This window comes from Clostridium swellfunianum (assembly GCF_023656515.1).
Lineage (GTDB): Bacteria > Bacillota > Clostridia > Clostridiales > Clostridiaceae > Clostridium_AT > Clostridium_AT swellfunianum.
Genome location: NZ_JAMOFV010000006.1, coordinates 858276 through 883681, shown reverse-complemented (window position 1 = coordinate 883681; position 25406 = coordinate 858276). Strand labels below are relative to the sequence as shown.

The window sequence follows — 25406 nt, the reverse complement described above, 5'->3', positions numbered from 1 at the left end:
CATTTCACCTCTATTCTGTCTTAAGGGCTAGCTTCTTCATTTTTTCAAGCTTTGATTTAATAGTACCATCAATAATTTCATTTTCTACCCTTACAAGCACTCCGCCTAGTATGGCCTCATTAATTGTTTCCTTTAAAATTATGCTTTTGTTATATTTTTTTTCAAGCTTGGCTTTAAGAACACTTCTCTCTTCATCAGTTAAAGGAACTACAGTTTCAATAAAAGCTTCAACTGTGTGCTTTCTCTCCAAATGAAGCTTATTTATTTCTTCTAATATGCCATCCAACTCTAATATTCTATTTTTTTCAATTATTATAAGAAGAAATGACAATACACTATTTTCAACACTGTCCTTAAAGATGCTTTCAAACAGTTGCTTCTTTTTAGAAGTACTTAAATCGGGATGTTTTAAAATTTCTAATAACTCTTTATTATTATCAATAATATCTACAACTTCAGCTAATTCCTTTAAGCATACTTCCACCTTGCCTTTTTCTTCTATATGTTCATAAAAAGCAAGGGCATATCTTCTATCTAAATATTCCAGCATAATATTTACCCTACCTTAGCAATGAAGTCCTTAATAAGTCTTCTATGTTCTTTTTCATCTATAGTGCTTTCTAAAGCCTTTGAAGATAACAGAAGTGCAAGATTTACAGCCTGAGTCTTCATCTCATCTGTAGCCTTTTCTCTTTCTCTTTCAGCATCCATCTTCGCTCTTTCTATAATGAATTCCGCTTCTGTCTTAGCCTTAGTTATTATTTCATCAGCTGTTCTTTCAGCCTTTACCTTTAAGTCCTCTACAATAGCCTTTCCTTCTTCCTTAGCATTTTGTAAGTGTTCTTCATTTTGAAGTTTTATTATTTCAGACTGCTTCTCAAGTTCTTCTGCTCTTTTAATTCTTCCTTGTATTTCTTCTTCTCTTGAAGATATAACCTGAGTTACTGGCTTGAAAAGAATTCTTCTCATAATTAAATAAAAAATACCAAAGTTTATTATAGTAGCTAAGACAGTTAAAGGGTTTATTTCCATAATTAAAATCCCCCCTTCTGGGCTATATTTTAGTATCTAACAGGCACCAAATAAAATTATAATACTATTTTCCCAAGTATCATTATTGCAATTAATAGTCCGTAAACTGCAGTTGCTTCTGCGAAAGCATTACCTATAACTAACGCTGTAGTTATTTTACCACTTGCCTCTGGTTGTCTTGATATAGCTTCAACTGCTTTTGCTGTTGCATTTCCAGTTGATATACCTGCTCCTACTCCTACTAATACTGCTATAGCTGCTGCTATTGCCATTAATCCTGCTGCACTCATTATTGTTTCCTCCTTAAAATAAAAAAATTATTATTATGATTTATAATTTAGCCAATGCACTTTGTCATTAGCTTAATATAGCTGTATAAATATTAATGCTCCGATATAATTTTAATGTTAATCATGGTAAGCATAGTGAATACTATCATTTGTACTGTACCATCAAATATATCGAAATAAACATGACCTATTATAGGCAGTCCAAGCTGAGCAAACCAATTTATGCTTCCAAGCCCTTCATAAATAAGACCCATTATTACGACTCCTGCAGTTATATTACCAAACAATCTAAGGCTTAACGAAACTGGCAGAAGCACCCTCTCAAGCACATTCATCGGTGCTAGAAAGAAAAAGGGTTTAAAAAGTCCTCCAAAATAATGTGCTATACCAACTTTTCCTATTGCATAAGCTTGTATTATCAAGAAAGTTGTCAAGGCCATTCCCAAGGCTACACTAAAATCTTTTGTCGGAGGATGAATGCCAAATAATCCAGTTAAATTCATGGTAAGAAGAAACATAATAAGACTTCCTACATATGGTGCAAATGACTTGTATTCTGGGCCCATAATCTCACTAATAAAGCTCTCTATACCTTGAACTATTAACTCGGCAATATTTTGCTTCTTTCCTGGCACCTTCTTTAAGTTTCTTGTTAAATAATACGCCACCAGAGCAAATACCACAATTATTGCCCATTGAATAATTATATTTTTAGAAAATCCATAATGATGACCTAATATTGGTATTTCAAATAAATACTCCTCTGCTTCCACACACTCACTTCCTTTCTAATTAACTTTTTTATCAAATAATGCATATAGGATGAGAGCAATAAAATGTGAAGTGAACCCAAGCATATAAACAAGTATGAAGTACATATTATCCTTGAATAGTAAGATGGGTATTAAGCAAATTAATAACACGCTCAAAATTTTTACTAACACAAAAAAAATGCTAGGTGATTTATTTATTATGACTACTCTTTCAGTTAGTATTCCACCAATTATAAAATTAATCACTGCAATCGATAGTCCTAATAATAATATCCCAGCATATTGTCTGTATGTAAAAAATAAAATTGAGGAGATAATTAAACCAGTTAAGAAATCGTAAAAGAAAATCCTTCTAAGCATTGATTTAACTTTACTAATAGCCATTCTAGCTCCCCCTAAATCATATAAATTAATTATATGCCGTTCTGTTATTAATTCAAGCTCAAAATTTGGTTAAAAAAGTCGATTTAATCTTGTGTAAGCGTTTTTATACCACTTTTCATTTAATATTCTTCGCTAATGTATTTTTTAACAAAATAAACTGTTTATACATATACTGAAGTATCCTTATTGTTTGCTTTTACAACAAAAATTATTATCTTTTAATATCAATGTTAAATAAAGGGGTGTCTAAATGAAAAAAGTTGAAGTAAGCCATATATATATGAACTATCATTCATTAAAGGGTGAAACAGAAGCTCTTAAGGATATAAACTTTACTGTAAACGAGGGTGAGTTTGTAAGCATAGTTGGTCCTTCGGGCTGCGGAAAATCAACGGTTTTGAACATAGTAGCAGGACTATTAAAACCATCTTCCGGGAATGTATGCATTGACGGCTCAGAATGCAATGTTATCTCTAAAAAAATCGGATATATGTTTCAAAGAGATCATCTCTTTGAATGGCTTAATGTATGGGATAACATAGCTTTAGGTTTAAAAATTCAACAGAGCTTAGATAATAAAGCTGTTGAAAAAATCAACCAGCTTCTAAAAAACTATAGTCTTTGGGATTTTAGGAAGCATAAGCCAGATGAATTGTCAGGAGGTATGAGACAGAGAGTTGCTTTAATCAGGACTCTAGCGCTCGATCCTGATGTGCTTCTTTTAGATGAACCATTTTCGGCTTTAGATTATCAAACAAGATTAAATGTAAGCGATGAAATATACCAAATAATAAAGCAGGAAGAAAAAACAGTAATAATGGTAACTCATGATATTTCTGAGGCAGTTAGCATGTCAAACAGAATCATTGTTTTATCTAAAAGACCTGCAACAGTAAAAAAGATAATTGATATTAACTTTGAAAAGGAGTACGCTACGCCATTAAAGCATAGAGAAGCTCCTGAATTTAGAGTTTATTTCAACAACATATGGAAGGAGTTGGACTTGAATGATAAATCATAGTTTGGAGCATAAACAATATTTAAAGGAGCTAAAAAATAGAACCAGAAAAATAATAATAAGCCGATTGGTTATACTTGTAGTCTTCTTTGTTTTATGGGAAGTTGCAGGATATTTTAAGTGGGTGGATCCATTTCTTACAAGTACACCCTCCCGTATGTGGCGAAGTCTTATAAAGCTCTACGGGGAAGGCCAGCTTTTTAAGCACATATTTGTTACCTGCTTCGAAACAATTCTAGGCTTTTTGTTAAGCACTTTATTAGGAGCAGTAATAGCAGTTATGCTTTGGTGGTCAGATTTTGCAAGCAAGGTACTTGACCCATATATAGTAGTCTTGAATGCGCTACCAAAGGTTGCGCTTGCTCCAATAATAATATTTTGGATGGGTAACGGTATGAAAGCCATTGTATTGGTTGCCTTATTAATTTCTATAGTAGTAACTATTATAAATGTGCTAAATGGTTTTAAGGAAGTTAGTGAAGACAAAGTTAAGCTTTTAAAAACCTTTGGCGCTACAAAGCTTCAGGTTTTAAAACATCTTATTATTCCTGCTTCTGTGCCTACCTTGATTTCTACCTTGAAAATAAATGTTGGCTTATCATGGGTAGGGGTAATAATGGGAGAGTTCTTAGTATCTAAAAGCGGCTTAGGCTTCCTAATAGTCTTTGGAGGTCAAATTGCTCAACTGGATACAGTTATGCTAAGCATAATTATTTTATCAGTGCTTGCTTACGTTATGTATGAAATAGTAGCGCTCCTAGAGAGGAAGTTTATACACAAGTATTAAAAGTTAGTATAGTACATGTATAACTCCTGCATTTTTTGGACAGTATCTAAATGGAATATTTTTCATAATACTTAAATATAAATTAATACAAAGCACAAAGGATTTTATATTTAAAATACTGTTTATTTAAAATTGCAGGAGGATGTACATGAGTTATTTCGAAAAAGCAAATGAATCATATAATACTCAAGACTATAAAAGAGCTATATCGCTGTATCAAAAAGCTGTCGAAAACAAAGATAATGAAGCAGCCTCAATGTATAATGCTGCTGTATGCTTCATAAAGCTTAAGCAGTATGAAAAGGCACTGCCGCTTTTAAAGTCAGCCTTACTTCAAAAGAGAGACAGTAAATATTTCTTCAACTTAGGTTACTGCTACGCTATGCTGAAGGATAACAAAAAAGCATTAATCTATTTTAATACAGCTTGGGCCTTAGATAATAATGATAAGGATTGTGAAAAAGCCATAGATTTAATAATAAAAAATTATGCAAAAAAACCCTAGAATTTTATTATTCTAGGGTTTTAAAAGTATAACCTTGAGTTTTCAAATAATCTATTATTTCAGGAAGAGCTTGTACAGTTGTTTGTTTTAATGGAGCATCATGCATCAAAATTACAAGTCTATTTTTTCCCGCCGAGGTTGTTTTTATATTTTGAACAAGCTTTTCAGCAGGCCAGTTTCCCTTGCCTTCTGCATCTCCATTTAAAGCATTCCAATCTATATAATGATATCCTGCTTCAGTAACAGCTTGTCTATAATTTTCCCGCTGTTTTCCAAAGGATCCTCCTGGAAATCTCATTAGTTTGCTCTCATGCTCTCCAAGTATATTTTTAATAGCAGCATCAGCAGTATTTATATCATCTACAAAATTTTTAGGATTTGAGTATAAATGCTTATAATCATGACTATAGCTGTGATTGGCTATAGCATGTCCTTCATTTTTTTCTCTAATAAGCAGATCCTTTTCATTCTCTGCCATCTTCCCCACAACAAAGAAAGTAGCTTTAACCTTTTTCTCCTTTAAGATATCTAAAATTTGCGAAGTTATCTCTTTAGTAGGTCCATCATCAAAAGTTAAAAATGCTTCTTTAGCATTAGCATTGCCTGAATGTTTATCATTTTCTTCAGCTTGGCTTTTGCCCGTGCCATTATTATTTAAATTATCTTTGTCAGAAGCAACTTTTATATTTTCCTTTTCTGATTTTTCATGCTTAGTATCTTCATCCAGCTTAACAGGCTTCAAATCTGCATTAGAACTCTTAGCAGCACCAACTATAATATTTTTTCTAGTATACTGTTCATTAGCGCTAGAACATGAAACAGAAAAAGCACCTAAAACCACAGCAAGTCCAATTAATAATATCTTTTTCGTCACAGTACCATCCCCTATTTTTCATATGATACAATTATACATCATATACCATAAAAAATCACGAGGATAATGCAAATTTCTTCATATTTTTACTACCATTGTCCAGCAATTTTTGCATCTCTGTGATCTAAATCAAAACGCCTGCTGTTAAAGTAATTTCCTCCCTTATAAAAAGTTGAATCAACCTTATACCATTTATCTTCTTCTGGAATATACACCTCATTCCAGGCATGGCTTACCCAGTTTACACCATTGAAGCCTTCTCCAGTTACAATTCTTACCTTAAGCCCATTAGCTCTTGCCATAGCAACGTAAAGGCATGCGTAGTCAAAGCATATGCCTTTTTGGGTTTGAAAAGTAGGAATAGCACCAGATTTTATATCAAAATCGTTGCCTAAAACCGCCTCAGCCTTATCATAGTCATAGCTTATATTTGAGCCTATCCAATTATATATCAGTTTTGCTTTATCTCTATTTGTAGAAGCCTTGCTAACAAGCTCTTTTGCAAAGCTGTCTATTTTAGTGTTTGACTTTATTCCCTCGTCCAAGGTGACACCATTATAATAAACTATAACCCTTTTATTTGACGCAATATCGACAATAGAACTTCCTAAATCCTTTGAATCGGCATCCTTAACTACAACTTTAAAGGAGTTGTTTAATATATTTGGAAGCTGCTTTGCAACTGTTGAATTTGTTGCCGGTAAAACCACTTCCCTACAGAGATAATTATAAGGTTTAGAGTCTTCCAAGAAAGCACTGTATTTTCCTGTTAAGTTCAGCATAGAAAGAATATTTATTATAAAGGTTATAAAAAGCACATAAACAATGGCCTTAGGAATCTCTATAATCGCCCCGCTAAACCTTTTAAAGCTAGCACTTTTGTTTTGCATAAACCTCTCTAAAACATCCACTACAGGGTATAGAGTTATTCTATTTATAAGCTCTATTAAAAAACTTATAAGTTTATAAAATACAAATACCATAATTGGTATAACCACAGCATAAAAAATCATATCGTTAGTTTCCATATACCTTAAAAGCTGCTTTGGAATAGCCTCGTAAATATCCTTGTATATTCCCTTGTCATGCTCGATAAATATCCTCTTAGAAAAAATTATTCCGACAAACAAGGCTGCAATAAAGGCAATATTGCTTCCAACCTCCTGAATGTCTCCTTTTAAGCTGTTTGAAGAAAACTTAAACAAGAATCCTTTTACTATTGGAAAAACAAATGCTGCCACTAATATAAGAGTTATAGGGTTAAATCTCAAATGCCTCACCTCTTCTCCTAAAGCCTTTTGATTTAAAGCAAATAATTCACAAGTTCCTTGCTGTCAGACAACTCAAAGCTTCCTTTTTTAAGCTTCCAATATTGTACCTGGCTGCTTACTTCACTTATAAGTTCAACTAGTTCTGAATGACAAGTTAATATAAAAATTTGATTGTCTTCAGCCATTTCACAAATAACTCTTAATGCATTTTTCATATGAAGGCTGTCAAAATTTACAAAAGGATCATCTAGAACTATGGGCAGCTTCTCTTTAATGTCCTTTATTCTGTTAAGCCTTACAGAAAGAAAAAGCTGTTCTCCTGTACCCCTGCTGAGCATGCCAACGGAGTCTTGAATCTGACCGTCACCAAGCATAGCCTTAAAATCATTCTGTAGTAAATTCTCTCCAGGCAGCAGTGCTTTATACTCTCCACAAGTAATTTTATTAAAAATTTTCCCAGCTCCGCCTAATATAGTATCCTTAGCTGTTTCGATGAAGTTTTTTTGCACGGTTTCCAAAATGAATTCTGCAGTGCTTAATACTGAATACTTAACTGCAATTTGTCTTAAAGCTGCTCTCTGCTCATCTATTATTCTTTGTGCATCTATTAATTTTTCAGAGGTGGACAGTTTTTTTATTTCGCTGGATAATGCTTGCTTTTGATCTTTCAGCCTTTCAAGGCGTCTGTTTTCTTCCTCAATTCTTATGTTTACACTTTCGTATTTTCTATCTATCTGTTCCTGAGAATTAAAGTTATCAAAAAAAGCTGTTAGCGATAAAAGCATATTTTCTTCTCTAATATTATATTCATTGAATATAAACTCCAATGCTTTTTTTATTCTTTCGTTCTTCAATATGCTAACAAATTGTCTATCAATATTTTCGATTTTTTCTTCAATAAACTTACATTGATTGTAAATTCTATACTGATTAATAATAATGTCTATCACTTGTAATATTACGTTGTCCTTAGGAATATTTAAGAGGGTACTAAGCTTATCTTTTACTACATTAAATTTCACTTCTGCTTCAAGAAGCCTTTCTGCCTGAGAAAGCTGAACAATTAACTCATCAATTTTTATGCAAAGATCTTTAAAATTTTTAAAGTTATCCTCATCATAACTTCTATTAAAACCTTCAATATTATTTACAAGCTCATTAGCCTTAATCAATTCCCCATTTATCTCCTGTTTAAGCTTATCTAAATTTTTACCATTGAAGCCCAGGTTTAATATATCCTTTTTAAGCTCCTTTATATCTTTAAAGTACTGCAAAAGCCCCATTGAAGATATCTCTCTATTAAGCTTTAACTTATTTTTATAATGACCAAGCTCATTCTTTGATTCCTCAAAACTGCTTTTAACCTTGTTATAATTATCTTCTTGAAGCTTTATCCTGTTACTTAGAGCATTCATCTGAAGGATTAAACCATTATTTTCTGGATGCTGACTAGCCTTACTCGAATAATTCATCACAAAATACAAGACAGCCGCTGTAATTCCAATAAGTGCTACTGCTGCTCCAAGAGGCTTGCTTAGCCAATATAACAAAATTCCAGCTAAAAGTATTCCAGCAGATACATACAAATACTTATTCATAATGCTTCCTGTATCTGATGCCTTTTGAACTTTTGCCTCCTTCTCCAGCATTTGCTTTTGAAGCTTTAAGCTTTCAAGTTCCCTTTCAAGGCTCTTTTTTTCTGCCTCTAGTTCATTATATTCCTCTACCAGATTTATTAGTTTATCTTGTTCAATGGAATCGCAATCTATATCTATTACTTCTATGAAATCCTCCCTAAAAGAACTGTTTAAAGCATTCATCCTTGTATGAAGCTGCTGTTTATCTCTGTTATAGCTTGACTTCAACGAATTGTAGTTTTCCATTTTCTCAGATAAGCCTGAAAGCTTCTTTTCAAAGCTTCGAAGCTGTTCTTTAGAATTAATGAGCCTGAGATAAAAGTTCTCATCATTAATTCTCTTATTTTCAAACTGCTCCCGTAATTTCTCATATTGATTTAAGGCTTCCTTATATTCTTCATAAAGTCCCTCGATTCTTTCCAGTGAAGGAAAATCTCCATTGAATTCCCTAGTAATTTTACTTTGCAACTCTTCATGCTGGAGTAGAAGGCTTCTTTTATCAGCATAATGGCTATAGTAGGATTTTGCTATTTCCAAGGCTGTAATCTCATAATTAAGCTTTCCTAAAATATCATTACAAGCCTCAATTTGATTCTCAAGTATCTTTAATTCATTACATCTATTTTCATATTCCTGCAACTGCTTAAGAGACTCTTCCCTGCTGTTAATCCCTTCAAGAAGCTTATCATAATAAGGCTTAAAAGCTTTTGTAGTAGGATTGCCTTGTTTTCCACCCAGCTTTTCCTTTTCTTTTCTAAATTCATCTGTAAGCTTAGGTATATGGACAATATCCTTTAAACCTGCCCCAAGCAACACAGACTGCAGTTTTTCTTCTTCACTTTTCACATTAGATCTTTTTAGTTCATCCAATGTAATGGTATAAAGCTGACTATAGGTATATTTATCTACAGTCCCATAAATTGGCCTTGATATAGCCTCCCCCTTTGAAGTCACCTGAGGTTCTCTCAAAGAGCTCAGCTTTACAGTGTACTGGTCGCTTGTTTCATCAATTAAATCTGCTTCAGCAAAGTATTCACTTTTTACGTCTCTTATTCCCTTAGTAAAACCATAGGGAAGATGTCGTAAAATCTCTAGAAAGGTAGTTTTACCCGAACGATTTAACCCGCCTATAACTACTATTTTGGAATCTATATTATCCATTAAGGAATTTCTATAAATGCCCATATCTCCAATGTATAGTCTTTTTAACTTCATTATTCTTCACTCCTTTGGAGCACTGAATCAACAATCATCTGCTCGGCTTGTCTAACAATACTAGCTAACATTTCTTCCTCCAACTGCAGCTTTTTAAAATTAATATTTTCAAGATCTTCTGTTACTTCCCAAAGACTGCCTAGTCTTCTAACAAGCTGCTGCTTTAGGTCTTCCCACTCAAGTACTTCCTTTGCAAAATCAGCTAAAGCCTTTACAGCAGTGTTTTGAGCTTTTAATATTTCAAAATCTTCTATAGGTCTCCCAATATTAAAATCTACAGACTCAGTAAACAAAAACCTATCCCTGTTTAAAAGCCTTCCATTCAAAGCTTCAACAAGATAATCGCTCGTCTCTTCATCTTTATCATTAATAAGCTTGTAAAGTTCACTTCTGCCGATTATATTCCATCTTACAACGTAGCCTTTAAAAAAATCTTCATAATTACAGTTTTCAAATTGAATTCCTTGAAGTGAAGCTTCATTTGTATTAAAAATTTCTTCAGCCTTTACAAGCAGTATATTTTCTAAATCACTAAAATTTCTATGCTCATGAGCTTCAAGCTTGTCTAAGTCTACAGTTACCTTCTTCCACACAACTTGTGATAAAGGTATATATTTTATAGTCTGTATGCAGTTATCTTCTGCCTCAACAAGCACAGCACCTCCAAAGCCTTCTTCACCAAAGTCTGTACCTTGAGGTATTCCTGGGAATATTATAGCCGGCTCTTCCCTATTAACAATTTTAAGCTTGTGGATATGTCCCAAAGCCCAATAGTTTATATTCTCCTGATTTTTTAAATCTTCAGCACTGCAGGGTACATAGTTATTGCTTCCATCCAGTTGAGTGTGTAAAAGGGCAATATTTAAAGTAGAATCTTTAGGTACAGCATATTTTTTAAACATCTTTCTGCTTTTCCAATTTTCTCTATAGGATTGTCCAACAATTCTAGCTATAACCTCTCCTTTATTATTAGTGTGTTCTATCACCTCTGGATTTTGAGTACTAAACACATGAACATTTTCGGGCAAAGTAAATAGCTCTGAATTTTCCTTAATAGGATCATGATTTCCTCCTATAGCATATACCCTTATATTATGCTGCTCTAACTCTTTACATTGATTTATAAAAAAGCTGTTAGCCTTTACAGAACGTGATTCTCTATCGTAAATATCACCGCTCATTACAATGAAATCCACCTTTTCATCAATAGCAACGCTGCAAAGCCTTTCAAAGCAGTTGTAAACCGCATTATTAAATATATCTGCCAAGCTTTTGTTTTCAATCCTGCCAACATGAAGTATGCTTCCTAAATGTATATCTGCAGTATGTATAAATCTTACTCTTTTGGTCATATACGCTTTCCTCCGAGCTGTAAGTCCTCAATCTTAAATATCTTTTTCCTTATTATAACATATTAAGCTCATGGATAGCTTCTATCCATGAGCTTAAAACATATTTTTATCTTCTATTTTAGATTTTTAATTAACGTTACAGGAAAAGCAGTATAGAACTTACAAGCCTCAACCAGGTGTTGTACTGCTATCTGATCCTTTGGACTATGAGCATGTATTTCATTTGCAGGTCCAAAGCCTATAGTTGGTATTCCAAACCTTCCCATTGTAGCAACTCCATTTGTACTAAAGGTCCATTTATCTACCTTTGGTTCCTTATCAAACATATTCTTATAGGTTTCTACTGCTGATTCCACAAGTACATGATCCTCTCCTACTACCCAGGTTGGATAATATTTTTCTGTTGGATAAACTAAGCCCGTATAGCTTGGCTGAGCATAAGTTAATACTTCAACTATAGCCTCTTCAGCACCAGGCAATGCTTTAATTTCAGCAACTGCCGATTCCATAGTTTCGCCAAAGGTAAGTCTTCTGTCTAACTGAATTGTACATTCATCTGGAACTGCGCACTGTGAAGGTGATTTAAAGAATACCTGAGTTACTGTGACTGTACCTTTGCCAAGGAATGGGTCATCCTTTAAATTTTCATTTAGCTTTTCGATACCTTCAATAATAGGTACCATTTTATAAATGGCATTTATGCCTCTTTCAGGTGCACTGCCGTGGCAGGACAAACCCTTTACTGTAACTATCATTTCCATTCTTCCTCTGTGCCCTCTATATATGTTAAGGTTTGTAGGCTCTGTTATAACAACAAAGTCAGGCTTTATGCCATCCTGCTCAATAATATACTGCCAGCAAAGGCCATCGCAATCTTCCTCCATTACTGTGCCAGTAACATACAAGGTATAATCCTCAGTTAAACCTAAATCCTTTATTATCTTGCCTGCATAAACCATGGATGCCATTCCGCCCTCTTGGTCTGAAGCTCCTCTGCCGTATATAACACCATCTTTTAAATCTCCTTCAAAAGGATCTACCTGCCAAAGAGAAGGATCGCCAACATCTACAGTATCAATATGAGCATCCATAGCAATAACAGTTTTTCCACTGCCTATTCTTCCAAGGATGTTGCCCATCTTATCTATAATTACCTCATCAAAACCAACCTTCTCCATTTCTTCCTTTATCCTTTGTATAACCTTTTCCTCATTGCAGCTCGTACTTGGTATTCTAATCATATCTCTTAAAAAATTAGTCATATCTTCACCATATGTTTCACTCAGCTCAGCTATTCTAGCTTTTATATCCATACTATACCGCCTCTCTTTATAAATAATTCCACAAATATACTAGCAATTGCTGTGCCAAAACTACAGGTTATATGAATCTATACCATAAGAGTTAATTTTTCTATATAGGCTTGCCAGACTTATTCCTAAAGCCTCTGCTGCTTTTCTTTTATCCTCAGTATTTAACCCGTACCGTTTTAAAGCTTTAATTATTGTCTTCTTTTCTATGCTTTCAAGTTTTAATTCCTCTTCTTCAGCAAGGCTCTTATGTTCTTCAACAAGTTTAGGCGGTAAATTTTTTCTTGACACCTCCGTATCACTGCCTAGCATATTCACTATATACTCAACTGTATTTTCAAGCTCTCTAACGTTTCCATTCCATTGGTAAGTTTTAAAAAGCTGTATAATCTCAGCACTAACTTTAGGTACTGGAATTTCATAAATTATGCAGTATTTCTTAAGTAAAACTTCCATCAAAAGTTCAATATCTTCCTTCCTCTCCCTAAGAGGCGGTATTCTTATAGGTATAACGTTTATTCTATAAAATAAATCCTCTCTAAACCTTCCTTCACCAACAAGCTCCTCAAGCCTTTTGTTTGTAGCGGTAACAACTCTTACCTCTACTCTTACAGCCTTATTGCTTCCAACAGGTATAACCACTCTGTCCTGAAGCACTCTTAAAAGCTTAACCTGAAGCATAAGAGGCATATCTCCTATCTCATCCAAAAAAATTGTTCCACCACTTGCAAGTTCAAATTTCCCAATTTTCCCACCCTTGCTGGCACCGGTAAAAGCGCCATTTGCATAGCCGAAAAGTTCACTTTCCAGCAAGGTTTCTGGAATGGCTCCGCAGTTAACAGCAATAAAGGGCATATGGCTTCTTTTGCTTTCAAAATGTATAGCTCTGGCAAAAAGCTCTTTTCCTGTACCGCTCTCACCTGTTAGAAGCACATTAGCATAGCCGTCTGCAATGTTTTTAACCTTCTGCTTAAGCTCTATTATTTCACTGCTTCTCCCTATAATAGAATCCAGCTTTACAACACTGTTATCATAGGCAGCATTTTTTATTAGCCTTTCCTTGTGAAGCTCATCATAGTTTTCCTTTGCTTTTGAAGCTATAAGCTCAGACATTCTATCCAGGAAATCAGTGTATTCCTTAAGCTTTGCCAATATAATTTTCTTCTGCTCATCTGTATAACTAATTAGAGCAATAACCCCAATTACTTCTTTGTCAACTACAACAGGAGTACAGCATTGAAATTTCTCAGGACAGTAATGCCTTCTTCTGCAATCAGTACAAAATTTATGAAATCCGGGGTTTTCCAGCACCAGCTTTTTCCCTGTGTCAATTACCCTTTTGTATATTAAACATTCCCCATCTAAGCCCTTTCCTGTTAAATTATCATGTTTTCCTGTGCCAGCTACCCTATTTAAAAGCTTATCCAAAATTTCCACATCTACCTTAAGGACCTCAGCTATAAGCTCACCCAGCTTCAGTACATAGTCCTTAATATCTATCAGGCTGTATCTATTCATATACCCCACCCTAATTAGCTTTCTTATGTTAAATATATTCCTATAAAATTCTAATAATGCGAAAGTATAGTCAATTTGAGAAGATTAAAATTAGGATATATTTAATAACAATGTTGAAATCACGCATGTTATTTGTTCTCGTAGAAAGCATTGAGCGAACATCAATAAGACTTGACTTCTTTTATATAATTCTGCGTTAAGAAATTTTTACTGTTTGAGCAAAGCAAGTTTAAAAATTTTAGCAGAGTTATATAAAAGATGTCCTAGTCTTATATGTGCAGCGAACGCTTTCCTAGAGAATAAATAACATGCTTGCTTCAACACAGTTATTAAACATAGCCTAAAATTAAAAAAGCTGCAGGCAAAGTCCTGCAGCTTCCTATTATCTCATCTGTTTAATTTTATCATTATAATAGCTAACCTTTGCATATTCTTTATCCCAGAATTCCATGTGCTTCATTGAATCAAGATATTCCTTGCAGTAGCCAAATCTTAACCAGTCGTTTTCCTTTTGAGCAAACAATCTTTCTTTGGCGTCCTTTCTTCTATAATCAAATACATTGTCATCCTTTTGTCCAAGGAATATATCTTTAATCCATCTTCTCATAACAAAACCCTCAACCTCAAGATATCTTGAATTTAAATTCTCAATAACAGAATTGTATCTGTCAAATCCATCTGTAGCTATTGTAACTACATTATCATCTGGTCCAAGCTTTAAATACTTAGCCATTTTTATGGCTCCGAGAATATTGCAGATACCCGATGGCCCAAAGAGCTCCTTCATATAATTTGCAGTTTCTTCGGCTATTCCAAGCTCTACTAATGCCTTAGTTCCATCATGAATTATCTTAATGCCTTGAACGGTTTCCTCATCATTTATTAAAACTACAAAGTCTGTAGTTAAAACATTATGGATAAGGGTGCACATCTTATCTCCTATGCCTTCAATTCTATGCTGTCCTCTACCACCGTTAGCAAGTGTTGAACATTCATAAGGCTCAAGAGCAGCAACCTTGCACTCTGGGAAAACTGTCTTAATCTGATCGCCTGCTGCTATTGTTCCAGCTGAACCTGGAGCAGAGGTAAAGCAAGCAATTCTACCATTTCCAATTCCCTTAACAGCTTCAATAGCAGAATTTCCTGTAACATGTCTGTGGAAGCGGTAATTTGGGAACAGCTCAAACTGTGCTAGTGCCCTGTTCTTAGGATCTTCCTTTAATTTATAGGTTCTTTCAAGTGTTAGGATAACGTCTGACTCTGAACCTGGTGTTAAATCAAGCTTAGCACCATATTTTTGTATTCTTTCATATCTCTCCTTGCTCATGTTGTCAGGCATAATAACTACTGCCTCATAACCCATAAGCCTGCAAATATATGAAACGCCTATTCCAAAGTTCCCTGTTGAAGGTCCAAGTATTGTATGCTCACCTGGAACTATATCTCCATCAACACAGCCTTCAATAAGAGTGGAGTAAGCAGGACCAACCTTGTGAGAGCCTGATGGAAAGCCTTTTCCAAGCATTACCACTATATTTGCATCTACGCCAGTAAGCTCTTTGGGAAGAACTATTTTTCTAACTTCGTTGTTTTCATCCTTCCAGGTTATATTGAAAAGATTAATGGAATCAAATTCATTTTCTTCCAGAGCCTCAATGGCTTTTTCTCTAACCCTTGAGTTGATGTTTTGCGGATTCAGCATTTCGTCGTAGTTTGGTCCAAATGGAATTTTACACATAATTTTACCCCCCATATTTAAAAATTTATATATTCTTATATTTATTTGTTTATATATTTAATAAGCTCAGCCAAATCTGGTTTAACCTTTTCTGGTTTTTGAACTGCCTTCATTGCCGATTTAACATCCTTAAGTCCGCTGCCTGAAACAATTAAAGCAACTGTTTCATCTTTATCCACAAGACCTTCTCTCACCATCTTTTGAAGCCCTGCAAAGCCTGTTACGCCAGCTGGTTCTCCAAATACTCCTGTATATCTTGCCAAAGCAGTCATTGCCTTAAGTATTTCTTCATCGCTTACATCTATTGCTATTCCCTTACTTTCACGTAAAGCATTTAAAGCCTTGTAGCCGTTTCTTGGTATACCAACAGATATACTGTCTGCTATTGTATTCGGCGTTTCATATTCAAAGCTTCTTAAACCCTTTCTATAAGCTCTGTTAACAGGATTTGAGCCTTCTGCCTGAACCGAAACCATCTGAGGCAGCTTATGAATAAGCCCTAAGTCATAAAATTCTTTAAAACCCTTCCATACACTCGATATTGAACAGCCATCCCCAACAGACATAATAACTTTACCAGGAACATCAAAATTCAGCTGTTCACAAATCTCAAAGGCAGCTGTCTTTTTTCCTTCCACTAAATATGGATTTATTGCACAGCTCCTGTTGTACCAGCCAAAATGATCTACAGCCTTAAGACAAAAATCAAAGGCAGTATCATAATCTCCATCTACTAAAATCACATGGCTCCCGTATATTAGAAGCTGAGTAATTTTTGCTTCCGGAGCATTTGCAGGAACAAATATATAATTTTCTATGCCCATACAGGCAGCAAAGCCTGAAACTGAGGAAGCAGCATTGCCTGTTGAGGCAGCGCAAATAACCTTCTTATCAAGTTCTATAGCCTTTGCAACCCCCACAGCTGAAGCTCTGTCCTTAAAGGATGCAGTTGGATTTCTTCCATCATCCTTAACATATATGTTTTTTATGTTTAATAATTTTTCTAACCTTTCGGCTTTATAAATAGGTGTCCACCCAACTTGAAGAGGAGCAATTCCTTTTTCACTTTCCACCGGAAGTATTGGCATATACCTCCATAGATCTTTTCTTTCATTGCTTTTCAAATATTCTCTGTTTAACTTTTTAGAAACTACCTCAAAATCATAAATAACATCAAGAGTGCCCTCAATGCCACAATCATCGCAGTGATACATAACCTCTTCGCTGAAAGTCTTGCCGCACTTGGAGCATTTTAAATGTTTAATTTTATCCACCCTATCCCCTCTTTCTTCTTTATATAAGTACCTTGTATTAATAAAGCAAATATCATACCAAAAAATAAAAAAAGCAGATTAATCCTTTGATCAATCTGCTTAATAATATTATCTAAAATCCTCTAAAAATCTCTTTGCATCCTGAGGCTTCCACTGCCTATCAAGAAGTGATTTGCCTTCTGTTAAATGTGAGATTTCATCAGTATACTCCGTTTTTTCTTCCTTGTATATTACTCCAAGTGGTATCTTGTTTTCCCACTCCATGGCCTTTTTAATAGCTTCAAACTTATCAGTTGGATTATAGTCTTCATCAAGCTTGTAGGTGTTTTCTTTGTACCATTTGAAGGTATTTACATGGTTAAAGGTAACACATGGCTGGAGTATGTCAACTAATGAATAGCCCTTATGAAGTATAGCCTGCTTCATGATATCTACTAAGTGCTCCTTATCTCCTGAGAAGCTTCTAGCTACAAAGGTTGCGCCTGCTGTTATAGCAAAGGCTAAAGGCTTAAAGGCTTCAATATTTGTTCCATCAAACTGCATAGAGGTCTTTTGACCCTTTTCAGTAGTTGGAGAGCCTTGGCCCTTTGTAAGTCCGTATATTTGATTGTCGTGAACAAAATGTGTTATATCTATATTTCTTCTTATATTATGAAGCAGGTGATTTCCACCTTCTCCATAGGAGTCGCCGTCCCCTGAATTAATAATAACCTTTAAGTCTTTATTAACAAGCTTAATTCCTACTGCTGGCGGCACAGCTCTACCATGCAGACCATTAAACCCATTTACATTTATATAGTGTGGAAGCTTTGCAGCCTGACCTATACCTGATGATATAACCACTTCATGTGGTAAAAGCTTCAATTCTGCTAATGCCTGTTTTAAAGCTGCAAGTATGCCAAAGTCTCCACAACCGGGGCACCATGCACATTCTTCATGAGACTCATATATATTTAAATCTAACATTATCCATTCCTCCTTGTAATTTTTAAGCTTCTTTCTTAACTTTTTCAGCAATTTCCTGCGAACTCAACTGTCTGCCGTCATATTTCAAAATGCTTCCTGTCATACCGATTCCAGTTTCCATTCTTATAAGCTTAGCCAGCTGTCCATTAAAGTTTTGTTCTACATTTATAACCTTTTTCGCAGCAGCTGTATACTTTTCAAGAAGCTTTGTTGGAAGAGGATATAAATCTCCAAATACTAAAGCACCAACTGAAACTCCATCCTTTTGAAGCATTTCAACTGCTTCCTTTAGTGGCCCGTACATTGAACCCCAGCCTAATAAAAGAATTTCCGGCTGTTGTGCTCCGAAATAGTCAGGTTCAACTAAATCTTCCTTTAAAGCTTCAAGCTTTCTCATTCTTTTTTCCATTTGAGCATTACGAACCTCAGCAGATTCTGTAATTTGACTATCCTCAGTATGCTCATCGCTATCTATTAGTACTACTGCACTTTCAAATTTCCCTGGAAGTATTCTTGGAGATATTCCGCTTTCAGTAACCTTATATCTCTTATAGCTTCCGTCTGCTTCTAAAGCATCCTCCTGTGACAGATACCTTTCTATTTTTATCTTGTCAAAATCAAATTCCTCTACAGTAACCATAGTGTCTGCCAAGTATTGGTCAGTTAAAAGTATAACTGGAATCTGATATTTATCTGCTAAGTTAAGCGCTCTTGCTGTTCCATAAAAAGCATCTTTAACATTTCTAACAGAAAGCACCATTCTTGGACCTTCACCATGTGAAGCGGTAGTTAAGAAGCTTAAATCGCTTTGTTCTGTTCTTGTTGGAAGTCCTGTTGCAGGACCTGGTCTTTGTGAGTCCACTAATAAAAGAGGTGTTTCTGTAATGCTTGAAAGCCCTATAGCTTCAACCATAAGAGAAACTCCACCGCCAGAGCTTCCTGTAGCTGCTCTTGCTCCTGCATAGGAAGCTCCTAAAGCCATATTTATGGCTGAAATTTCATCTTCAACCTGCTCTACTATAATTCCAGCGTCTGAGGATACCTTTGAAAGGTAAGTCATTATGCTTGTAGCAGGTGTCATAGGGTAGGCTGAGTAAAAATCTAATCCTCCCGCTAAGGCTCCCATAGCTATTGCTTCATTACCATTTATCAAAATATGCTTATCTTCCTGTCCCTTAGGAAGCTCAAATTGTTTTCTAGAAGCTTCTTTTCCTTTTTCAAAGGCTGTAATGTTAGCTTGAATTATTTTCTCATCCCACTTCTTGCTAAACAGCTTTTCGATATTTTCAAACTGAATTCCAAACAGCTGAACTAAAGCTCCAACTGCAACTGTGCCAAATACCTTAGGACTTCCCGCTTCTACTGCAATTTTCTTAAGCGAAACTCTTAGCATTCTGTTATCCTCAGACTTTACAGAATCATCACATATCAAAACACCCTTCTCCTGCAGTCTTTCCAAATGAGTGTCTACTGTAGTTTTGTCCAATGCAATTATTACATCTAAAGCAGAATAATGTGAGCTTATTTCCTCATCTCCAAATCTAATTTGAATAAAGTTATGCCCTCCACGAACTCTTGACATATAATCCTTTGTTGTATATACATAATACCCGCTCTTTTTAAGAATTCTTTCAAACAAAGCACTTATAGTATCCATACCTTGCCCAGCAGAACCACCTATTAAAATATTGTATTTCAACTCATTCAACTCCTTTTTCATATTTTTATTGATAATTTCTTTTAATTGATAATTATTATCCATTGATTTCATTATATATCATTTCCAAAATTAATCAAAGCCGAAAATGACTGAAATTTTCAAACTACTTAGAAATTACTTCATATTTCTTTAAAACTCTCACTAAATCTGTTATATCTAATTTTAAAAACTGTTATAGTGCGTATTAACAAAGCTATAATTTCTAATATATTAGGCATATAGTACAGTTTATACATATACTTAAATAGTTTTATACAATATAGTTTTTCTGCTGCCTTATTTCACTATACTCCCTTCTAAAACTTGACATTAAAAATCCCATATTATATGATAAAAAGAGTAACTAAATCCTCTCTTTTGAGAGGTTTTTATTTTATAATGGTTATACTTTAATTAAGGATACAATGGATAGCTTAAAATTATTGAAGTTATTTTTAAGCCTCCAATAAATAAAGGAGTGAAAGACATGGGTAACCAAAAAATCAGAACACGTTATGCACCAAGTCCAACTGGCTACATGCATGTGGGTAATCTTCGAACAGCATTATATGCTTACTTGATTACAAAGCATGAGGGCGGAGACTTTTTATTAAGAATAGAGGATACTGATCAGGAACGTTATGTTGAAGGTGCTGTTGATGTTATATACAACACAATGAAAATGACAGGCTTAATTCACGACGAAGGTCCAGACATTGGAGGCCCTGTTGGTCCATATGTTCAAAGCGAAAGAAAACCACTTTACGCTGATTATGCCAAGAAGCTTGTAGAAAGAGGAGAAGCCTACTACTGCTTCTGTACAAAGGAAAGACTTGAATCTTTAAGGGAAGCTGCAGAGGATTCAAAAGCACCTGTTAAATACGATAAGCACTGCCTTCACCTAAGCAAGGAAGAAATTGAAGCAAACTTAGCTGCAGGAATACCATATGTTATAAGACAAAATAACCCAACAGAAGGGACAACAACCTTTGATGATGTTATATATGGAGCAATCAGCGTTGACAACTCCGAGCTTGAAGACATGATACTACTTAAGTCCGATGGATATCCAACCTACAATTTTGCAAATGTAGTAGACGATCATCTTATGGGAATAACTCACGTTGTTAGAGGAAGCGAATATTTATCCTCCTCTCCAAAATACAACCGTCTTTATCAAGCCTTTGGCTGGGATATTCCTGTTTATGTTCACTGTCCTCCAATCATGAAGGATGCTCAAAACAAGCTTAGCAAGAGAAACGGCGACGCTTCCTTTGAAGATTTAATAGCGAAAGGCTATCTAAAGGATGCAATTGTTAACTTTATTGCGCTTCTTGGCTGGAGCCCAGGAACAAATCAAGAACTCTTCTCCCTAGAAGAGCTTATAGAAATATTCGACTACAAGCAAATAAACAAATCTCCTGCTATCTTTGACCCTGTTAAGCTAAGATGGATGAATGGAGAATATATAAAGAAGCTTTCTGTAGAAGAGTTTCATAAACTAGCTGAGCCTTATTATGCAAAAGAACTTAAGCATCCACACATGGACAGCTTTAAAATAAGCAAGCTTCTTCAATCAAGAGTTGAAGTTTTAAATGAAATTCCAAGCTTTTTAGATTTCTTCAATGAGCTACCAGAGTACTCAAACGAGCTTTATATTCACAAAAAGATGAAGACTACTCTTGATAACTCACTAGTTAGTCTTGAAAAGATTCTTCCAGTGCTTGAAGGTTTAGAGGATTGGACTCATGAAGGTCTTGAAAAAGCTATAACAGCTACTATTGCAGAAATGGGCATTAAAAACGGCTTAATGCTGTGGCCAATCAGAACTGCTTTATCCGGCAAAGCTTCTTCTCCAGGTGGAGCTTATGAATTAGCTGATATTCTTGGAAAAGAAGAATCCTTAAGTAGAATCATAAAAGGTATTGAACAACTTAAAAATGCTTAAAACAAAACGTACCAGTATTTAGCTGGTACGTTTTTATTTATGCCTTTGTTAAAGGATACTGCTGACGTGAGCAGGAGACTTGCATCGTAGAAAGCATTGAAACAAGCAGCTACAAGACTAAAACTTCCATTTTCTTAAGCTGCGTTAGAAATCCAATATTGTTCGAAGCGAAGCAAGTTTATTGGATTTAGCAGCTTAAGAAAATGGAAGTTTTAGTCTTGTTTGCGCAGTGAAGCTTTCCTAGATGCAAGTCACCTGCGGAATATCAGCAGTATCCTTTAATAAAATCTTACATATTTATCTTATAAAAATAGAAGCCTCAAGCATCAAGCTTGGGCTTCATTTGTATTTCTTATTGGCAAACCTTGCCTGGATTTAATATATTCTTGCTGTCAAAGGCAAGCTTAATGTTTTTCATTAGAGTTATATACTCTTCACTGTATTGTTCGAATAAATATGGTCTCTTAGCGTATCCAATTCCGTGCTCGCCGGAAACAACTCCATTAAGCTCTCTAGCTCTCTTGTACATAGCCTCGAATACCTCACTAAGCTTCTTTTCCCACTGCTCTTTAGTCATGTCGTCTCTAAGAACATAAACGTGAAGGTTTCCGTCACCGGCATGTCCGAAGCTTCTTATTCTAACGTTGAACTCTTGCTGAAGCTCATGGGTGTATCTTATAAAGTCTGCTACACTGTTTCTTGGAACACAAACGTCACACTCGTCCATTTCAGTTGTAGTAGCCTTAACAGCCTCAAGGAAGGCTCCTCTTGCTGACCATATAGCCTGTTTTCTCTCATCTGTATCTGATATTAATACGTCTAATGCTCCTTCAGCTAAGCAAAGCTCTGCAACCTTTTCATAGTTTCTTTCAATTTCTTCTGTGCTGTTGCCGTCAAAGGTTAATAGAAGGTAAGCATCAGAGGAGTTATCTGGGAACTTTTTATCAAGGTACTCTTCAGCTGCAAGTATAACTTCCCTTTGCATAAACTCTATAGCTGTTGGTACAGCCTTTGATTTTATTATCTTTGGCACTGTATTTATAGCCATTTCAAGATTTGGGAAGGGTATTAAAAGGCTTATTGCTTTCTTAGGCAGAGGCAGCAGCTTTAATACCGCCTTTGTTATTACAGCCAGCGTTCCTTCAGAGCCGCAGATTAAATCCTTAATGCTGTAGCCTGAGCTGTTTTTAACAACCTTTCCTCCAACCGCAAGTATTTCTCCATTTGGAAGTACAAGCTCTAGTCCTCTTACATAGTCCCTTGTAACACCATACTTTACAGCTCTCATGCCTCCAGCATTAGTGTTTATATTTCCACCTATAGTAGCTGTTTTCTCACCTGGATCTGGAGGATAGAAAAAGTCTCTTTCCTCAACATACTTAGCTATTTCCATAAGAAGTACACCTGGCTCTACTGTTAAAGTTAAGTTGTCTTCATCAAGCTCAAGTATTTTATTCATCTTAGTCATATTAAGCATTATGCCTCCATGCAGAGGCACAGATGCTCCAACCAGCCCAGTGCCTGAACCTCTTACAACTACAGGAATGTTGTTTTCATAAGCATGCTTCATAACCTTTGAAACTTCCTCGGTTGATAATACCTCAACCATAACCTCAGGCATTCTGCTTATGCCTCCAAGCTCATCATGGCTATAGTCCTCGTTGATTTCTCCTCCAACAAAAACTCTGTCCTTGCCTAAAAGCTCTACTAAAAATTCTACATCTTTTTCATCTATTTTCTTGTAACTCATAATCCCTATCCCTCCTGGATTCCTTATACTGTAGCTAACGATTATTAATCGTTAAGCCCCCTTAGCCATCTTTATCTTTTCAATCAGCTGAGGAACTACTTCGTAAATATCCCCAACAATTCCATAGTGAGCTATATTAAATATTGAAGCCTTTTCATCCTGGTTCACAGCAAATATATACTCAGCACCATTCATGCCTGCTGCAAACTGAACTGCACCGGATACTCCAAGAGCTATTAAAAGCCTTGGCTTAACAGTTCTTCCGCTTAAGCCTATCTGCTTTTTAGCATCGAGCCAGCCAGCTTCAATTAAAGGTCTTGTTCCAGCAACCTGAGCACCCAAAAGATCAGCCAATTCATACACAAGAGCCATATCCTTTTCAGATTTAATTCCTCTTCCACATGCAACTATAACCTCAGCATCGGATATGCTTTCTTCCTTTTCCTTGTGAGTTACCTTTAAAACCTTAATATTTGAACTTAGCTTTGAACTGTCTATATCACAAATTGTTATTTTGCCAAAAGCTTCAGTACTTCTTTCTGGAGCATTCATAACTTTATATCTCACAGTAGCAAGCTGTGGTCTTGTGTTCGGAGTATTTATTTGAGCCATTATATTTCCACCAAAGGCAGGTCTTATTTGAATGAGGTCTGTGTTTTCCTTTATATCAAGCACTGTACAGTCAGCTGTAAGACCTGTTCTAAAACGCGCAGCCATTCTAGGAGCTAAGGATCTCCCAACAGTTGTAGCTCCAACTAATATAGTTGATGGTTTAACCTTATTTATAAAATCTTCAAAAGCTGCTGCATAAGGCTCTATTCTAAAGTCCTTCAGCTCTTCACTGTCGTAAACAAATACTTCATCTACTCCATAATGTAAAAGCTCCTGAGCCTTGTCCTCTATATCTGCCCCTAAAAACAGAGCATACACTGGAAAATCAACCTTTGCAGCCAGTTCCTTGGCCTTTCCAATAAGCTCAAAGGTTACAGGGTGTATGTCTCCTTCCACGTGGTCAACATAAACTGCTATGCCATTCCACAAGCTTTTGTCAATGCTCTTTACTTCATCCTCTACAAATTCCATAACTCCTGCTGGACCTTTTCTAACGCATATCTTACACATTTTACAGCCAGCATTTATTTCTATTTTACCATCCTTGTCTTCTATAGCCTTAAATGGACATATTTTAACTAATTCCTGAACTATTTCACTGTTTAATTTACTTTCATTTACTACTAGTCTTCCCATTTAACCACACCACCTTTTAGATTTATACAAACTTTAGTTCCTTAAACTTCTTTGAAAGCTTATCTACCAATTCCTCAGAGCTTCCCTTCCACATTTCCCTGTCACCGTTAGCCTTAGGCGGGAATATTCTCTCAACCTGTGTTGGTGAACCGTTTAGTCCATACTTCTTTTCATCTTGATCTTCAAAATCCTTAAGGCTAATCATCTTTATCTCTCTGTTCTTAGTCTCAAGCTTTCTCTTGTAAGAAGGAAGTCTTGGCTGGAATATATTCTTATCCACTGTTAGTAAACATGGATATTTAATTTCTGCAAGCTCTATAGTGTTTGGCATATCCATTTCTACAATTACTGACTCTTCTTTTATTTCTACAATCTTAATAACATTTGCTATATGAGGTATTCCAAGATATTCAGCCATTTCAGGGCCAACCTGAGCTGTATCTCCGTCTGTAGTCTGTTTTCCGCAAAGAATCATATCAAAGCTGCCCAGTTTAATTACAGCCTGAGATAAAGTGTATGAAGTTGCCAAAACATCTGCTCCTGCAAACTTTCTGTCTGAAACTAAGGCTCCTTCGTCTGCTCCCATCATAAACGTTTCCTTAATAACCTCCCCGGCTTGTGGAGGTCCCATGGTTATAGCAGTTATCTTTCCACCTGTCTGTTCCTTGATTCTTAGAGCAGTTTCAATAGCATATAAGTCATAAGGGTTCATCTTAGAATCTACTCCATCTCTTTTTAAAACCCCTGTCTTTTCATCAACTTCTACCTTTGTTGTTCCTGGTACTTGCTTAATGCATACTAGAATATTCATCCTTAC

22 protein-coding genes are annotated in these 25406 nt (G+C 35.5%); 4 read left to right on the top strand and 18 right to left on the bottom strand.

Features of this window, described 5'->3' with window-relative positions:
- Positions 1-10: 10 nt before the first annotated feature.
- From NBE98_RS04050 to NBE98_RS04030, 5 genes are all read right to left on the bottom strand, one after another.
- Positions 11-550 (bottom strand): F0F1 ATP synthase subunit delta, encoded by a 540-nt coding sequence (locus NBE98_RS04050; RefSeq protein ID WP_250812847.1) that lies wholly within the window; start codon positions 548-550, stop codon positions 11-13.
- A 5-nt stretch (positions 551-555) separates the two neighbouring features.
- Positions 556-1032, bottom strand: a complete 477-nt coding sequence (locus NBE98_RS04045) for a F0F1 ATP synthase subunit B (protein ID WP_250812846.1) — start codon at positions 1030-1032, stop codon at positions 556-558.
- Between the two features lie 56 nt (positions 1033-1088).
- A complete protein-coding gene (atpE, locus tag NBE98_RS04040) occupies positions 1089-1322 on the bottom strand; it encodes an ATP synthase F0 subunit C (RefSeq protein ID WP_250812845.1) in 234 nt (77 codons plus the stop codon).
- 92 nt (positions 1323-1414) lie between these two features.
- On the bottom strand, positions 1415-2095 hold the full coding sequence (locus NBE98_RS04035; protein WP_250812844.1) for a F0F1 ATP synthase subunit A: 681 nt from the start codon (positions 2093-2095) through the stop codon (positions 1415-1417).
- A 15-nt stretch (positions 2096-2110) separates the two neighbouring features.
- Positions 2111-2479, bottom strand: a complete 369-nt coding sequence (locus NBE98_RS04030) for a hypothetical protein (RefSeq protein ID WP_250812843.1) — start codon at positions 2477-2479, stop codon at positions 2111-2113.
- Between the two features lie 250 nt (positions 2480-2729).
- On the opposite strand from NBE98_RS04030, the gene NBE98_RS04025 reads away from it, so the two are divergent.
- The 3 genes from NBE98_RS04025 (at position 2730) to NBE98_RS04015 (ending at position 4789) form a co-directional block, all read left to right on the top strand.
- The gene (locus tag NBE98_RS04025) at positions 2730-3500 is read left to right on the top strand and encodes an ABC transporter ATP-binding protein (RefSeq protein ID WP_250812842.1); all 771 of its coding nucleotides are present in this window, start codon (positions 2730-2732) and stop codon (positions 3498-3500) included.
- Entirely contained in the window at positions 3487-4284 is a 798-nt protein-coding gene (locus NBE98_RS04020) for an ABC transporter permease (protein WP_250812841.1), read from the top strand. The genes NBE98_RS04025 and NBE98_RS04020 overlap by 14 nt, the downstream gene beginning before the upstream one ends.
- Positions 4285-4432: 148 nt before the next feature.
- Positions 4433-4789: a tetratricopeptide repeat protein gene (locus tag NBE98_RS04015; RefSeq protein ID WP_250812840.1), complete on the top strand. Its 357-nt coding sequence runs from the start codon at positions 4433-4435 to the stop codon at positions 4787-4789.
- A 7-nt stretch (positions 4790-4796) separates the two neighbouring features.
- On the opposite strand, the gene NBE98_RS04010 is transcribed toward NBE98_RS04015, so the two are convergent.
- The 10 genes from NBE98_RS04010 to NBE98_RS03965 all read right to left on the bottom strand — a co-directional run bounded on the left by NBE98_RS04010 (position 4797) and on the right by NBE98_RS03965 (position 19643).
- Positions 4797-5663: a polysaccharide deacetylase family protein gene (locus NBE98_RS04010; protein ID WP_250812839.1), complete on the bottom strand. Its 867-nt coding sequence runs from the start codon at positions 5661-5663 to the stop codon at positions 4797-4799.
- An 89-nt stretch (positions 5664-5752) separates the two neighbouring features.
- A complete protein-coding gene (locus NBE98_RS04005) occupies positions 5753-6934 on the bottom strand; it encodes a transglutaminase-like domain-containing protein (RefSeq protein WP_250812837.1) in 1182 nt (393 codons plus the stop codon).
- A gap of 32 nt (positions 6935-6966) precedes the next feature.
- Positions 6967-9786 carry an AAA family ATPase gene (locus NBE98_RS04000; RefSeq protein ID WP_250812836.1) on the bottom strand — a complete coding sequence of 940 codons (2820 nt, stop codon included), beginning with the start codon at positions 9784-9786 and terminating at the stop codon, positions 6967-6969.
- Positions 9786-11138 (bottom strand): metallophosphoesterase family protein, encoded by a 1353-nt coding sequence (locus NBE98_RS03995; RefSeq protein WP_250812834.1) that lies wholly within the window; start codon positions 11136-11138, stop codon positions 9786-9788. The genes NBE98_RS04000 and NBE98_RS03995 overlap by 1 nt, the downstream gene beginning before the upstream one ends.
- 113 nt (positions 11139-11251) lie before the next feature.
- The gene (locus tag NBE98_RS03990) at positions 11252-12451 is read right to left on the bottom strand and encodes a YgeY family selenium metabolism-linked hydrolase (protein WP_250812832.1); all 1200 of its coding nucleotides are present in this window, start codon (positions 12449-12451) and stop codon (positions 11252-11254) included.
- A 60-nt stretch (positions 12452-12511) separates the two neighbouring features.
- Positions 12512-13966: a sigma-54 interaction domain-containing protein gene (locus tag NBE98_RS03985; protein WP_250812830.1), complete on the bottom strand. Its 1455-nt coding sequence runs from the start codon at positions 13964-13966 to the stop codon at positions 12512-12514.
- Between the two features lie 382 nt (positions 13967-14348).
- Complete coding sequence (locus tag NBE98_RS03980) at positions 14349-15704, bottom strand: PLP-dependent cysteine synthase family protein (RefSeq protein WP_250812828.1); 1356 nt, start codon at positions 15702-15704, stop codon at positions 14349-14351.
- Positions 15705-15745: 41 nt separating this feature from the next.
- Positions 15746-16978 (bottom strand): threonine synthase, encoded by a 1233-nt coding sequence (locus tag NBE98_RS03975; RefSeq protein ID WP_250812826.1) that lies wholly within the window; start codon positions 16976-16978, stop codon positions 15746-15748.
- 108 nt (positions 16979-17086) lie between these two features.
- Positions 17087-17944 carry a 2-oxoacid:ferredoxin oxidoreductase subunit beta gene (locus NBE98_RS03970; RefSeq protein ID WP_250812824.1) on the bottom strand — a complete coding sequence of 286 codons (858 nt, stop codon included), beginning with the start codon at positions 17942-17944 and terminating at the stop codon, positions 17087-17089.
- A 22-nt stretch (positions 17945-17966) separates the two neighbouring features.
- Positions 17967-19643 carry a 2-oxoacid:acceptor oxidoreductase subunit alpha gene (locus NBE98_RS03965; RefSeq protein ID WP_250812822.1) on the bottom strand — a complete coding sequence of 559 codons (1677 nt, stop codon included), beginning with the start codon at positions 19641-19643 and terminating at the stop codon, positions 17967-17969.
- A gap of 487 nt (positions 19644-20130) precedes the next feature.
- Here NBE98_RS03965 and gltX point away from each other — a divergent pair, with 487 nt between their 5' ends.
- Positions 20131-21591 (top strand): glutamate--tRNA ligase, encoded by a 1461-nt coding sequence (gltX, locus tag NBE98_RS03960; RefSeq protein ID WP_250812820.1) that lies wholly within the window; start codon positions 20131-20133, stop codon positions 21589-21591.
- Positions 21592-21943: 352 nt separating this feature from the next.
- Here the strand turns inward: gltX and NBE98_RS03955 are convergent, their stop codons facing one another.
- The 3 genes from NBE98_RS03955 to NBE98_RS03945 are packed head-to-tail and all read right to left on the bottom strand — an operon-like array spanning position 21944 to position 25400.
- Complete coding sequence (locus tag NBE98_RS03955; protein WP_250812819.1) at positions 21944-23341, bottom strand: FAD-binding oxidoreductase; 1398 nt, start codon at positions 23339-23341, stop codon at positions 21944-21946.
- A 51-nt stretch (positions 23342-23392) separates the two neighbouring features.
- On the bottom strand, positions 23393-24589 hold the full coding sequence (locus NBE98_RS03950) for an electron transfer flavoprotein subunit alpha (protein WP_250812818.1): 1197 nt from the start codon (positions 24587-24589) through the stop codon (positions 23393-23395).
- Positions 24590-24611: 22 nt separating this feature from the next.
- Positions 24612-25400 (bottom strand): electron transfer flavoprotein subunit beta/FixA family protein, encoded by a 789-nt coding sequence (locus NBE98_RS03945; protein ID WP_250812817.1) that lies wholly within the window; start codon positions 25398-25400, stop codon positions 24612-24614.
- Positions 25401-25406 lie beyond the last annotated feature (6 nt).

Bases quoted from the DNA above. Each gene is read 5' to 3' on its own strand.
- NBE98_RS03995 (WP_250812834.1), bottom strand. From the start codon at position 11,138: ATGACCAAAAGAGTAAGATTTATACATACTGCAGATATACATTTAGGA.
- gltX (WP_250812820.1), top strand. From the start codon at position 20,131: ATGGGTAACCAAAAAATCAGAACACGTTATGCACCAAGTCCAACTGGC.
- NBE98_RS03945 (WP_250812817.1), bottom strand. From the start codon at position 25,400: ATGAATATTCTAGTATGCATTAAGCAAGTACCAGGAACAACAAAGGTA.
- NBE98_RS04025 (WP_250812842.1), top strand. From the start codon at position 2,730: ATGAAAAAAGTTGAAGTAAGCCATATATATATGAACTATCATTCATTA.
- NBE98_RS03955 (WP_250812819.1), bottom strand. From the start codon at position 23,341: ATGAGTTACAAGAAAATAGATGAAAAAGATGTAGAATTTTTAGTAGAG.
- NBE98_RS04050 (WP_250812847.1), bottom strand. From the start codon at position 550: ATGCTGGAATATTTAGATAGAAGATATGCCCTTGCTTTTTATGAACAT.
- atpE (WP_250812845.1), bottom strand. From the start codon at position 1,322: ATGAGTGCAGCAGGATTAATGGCAATAGCAGCAGCTATAGCAGTATTA.
- NBE98_RS03990 (WP_250812832.1), bottom strand. From the start codon at position 12,451: ATGGATATAAAAGCTAGAATAGCTGAGCTGAGTGAAACATATGGTGAA.
- NBE98_RS04030 (WP_250812843.1), bottom strand. From the start codon at position 2,479: ATGGCTATTAGTAAAGTTAAATCAATGCTTAGAAGGATTTTCTTTTAC.
- NBE98_RS03985 (WP_250812830.1), bottom strand. From the start codon at position 13,966: ATGAATAGATACAGCCTGATAGATATTAAGGACTATGTACTGAAGCTG.
- NBE98_RS04045 (WP_250812846.1), bottom strand. From the start codon at position 1,032: ATGGAAATAAACCCTTTAACTGTCTTAGCTACTATAATAAACTTTGGT.
- NBE98_RS04015 (WP_250812840.1), top strand. From the start codon at position 4,433: ATGAGTTATTTCGAAAAAGCAAATGAATCATATAATACTCAAGACTAT.
- NBE98_RS04000 (WP_250812836.1), bottom strand. From the start codon at position 9,786: ATGAAGTTAAAAAGACTATACATTGGAGATATGGGCATTTATAGAAAT.
- NBE98_RS04020 (WP_250812841.1), top strand. From the start codon at position 3,487: ATGATAAATCATAGTTTGGAGCATAAACAATATTTAAAGGAGCTAAAA.
- NBE98_RS03970 (WP_250812824.1), bottom strand. From the start codon at position 17,944: ATGTTAGATTTAAATATATATGAGTCTCATGAAGAATGTGCATGGTGC.
- NBE98_RS03980 (WP_250812828.1), bottom strand. From the start codon at position 15,704: ATGTGTAAAATTCCATTTGGACCAAACTACGACGAAATGCTGAATCCG.
- NBE98_RS03950 (WP_250812818.1), bottom strand. From the start codon at position 24,589: ATGGGAAGACTAGTAGTAAATGAAAGTAAATTAAACAGTGAAATAGTT.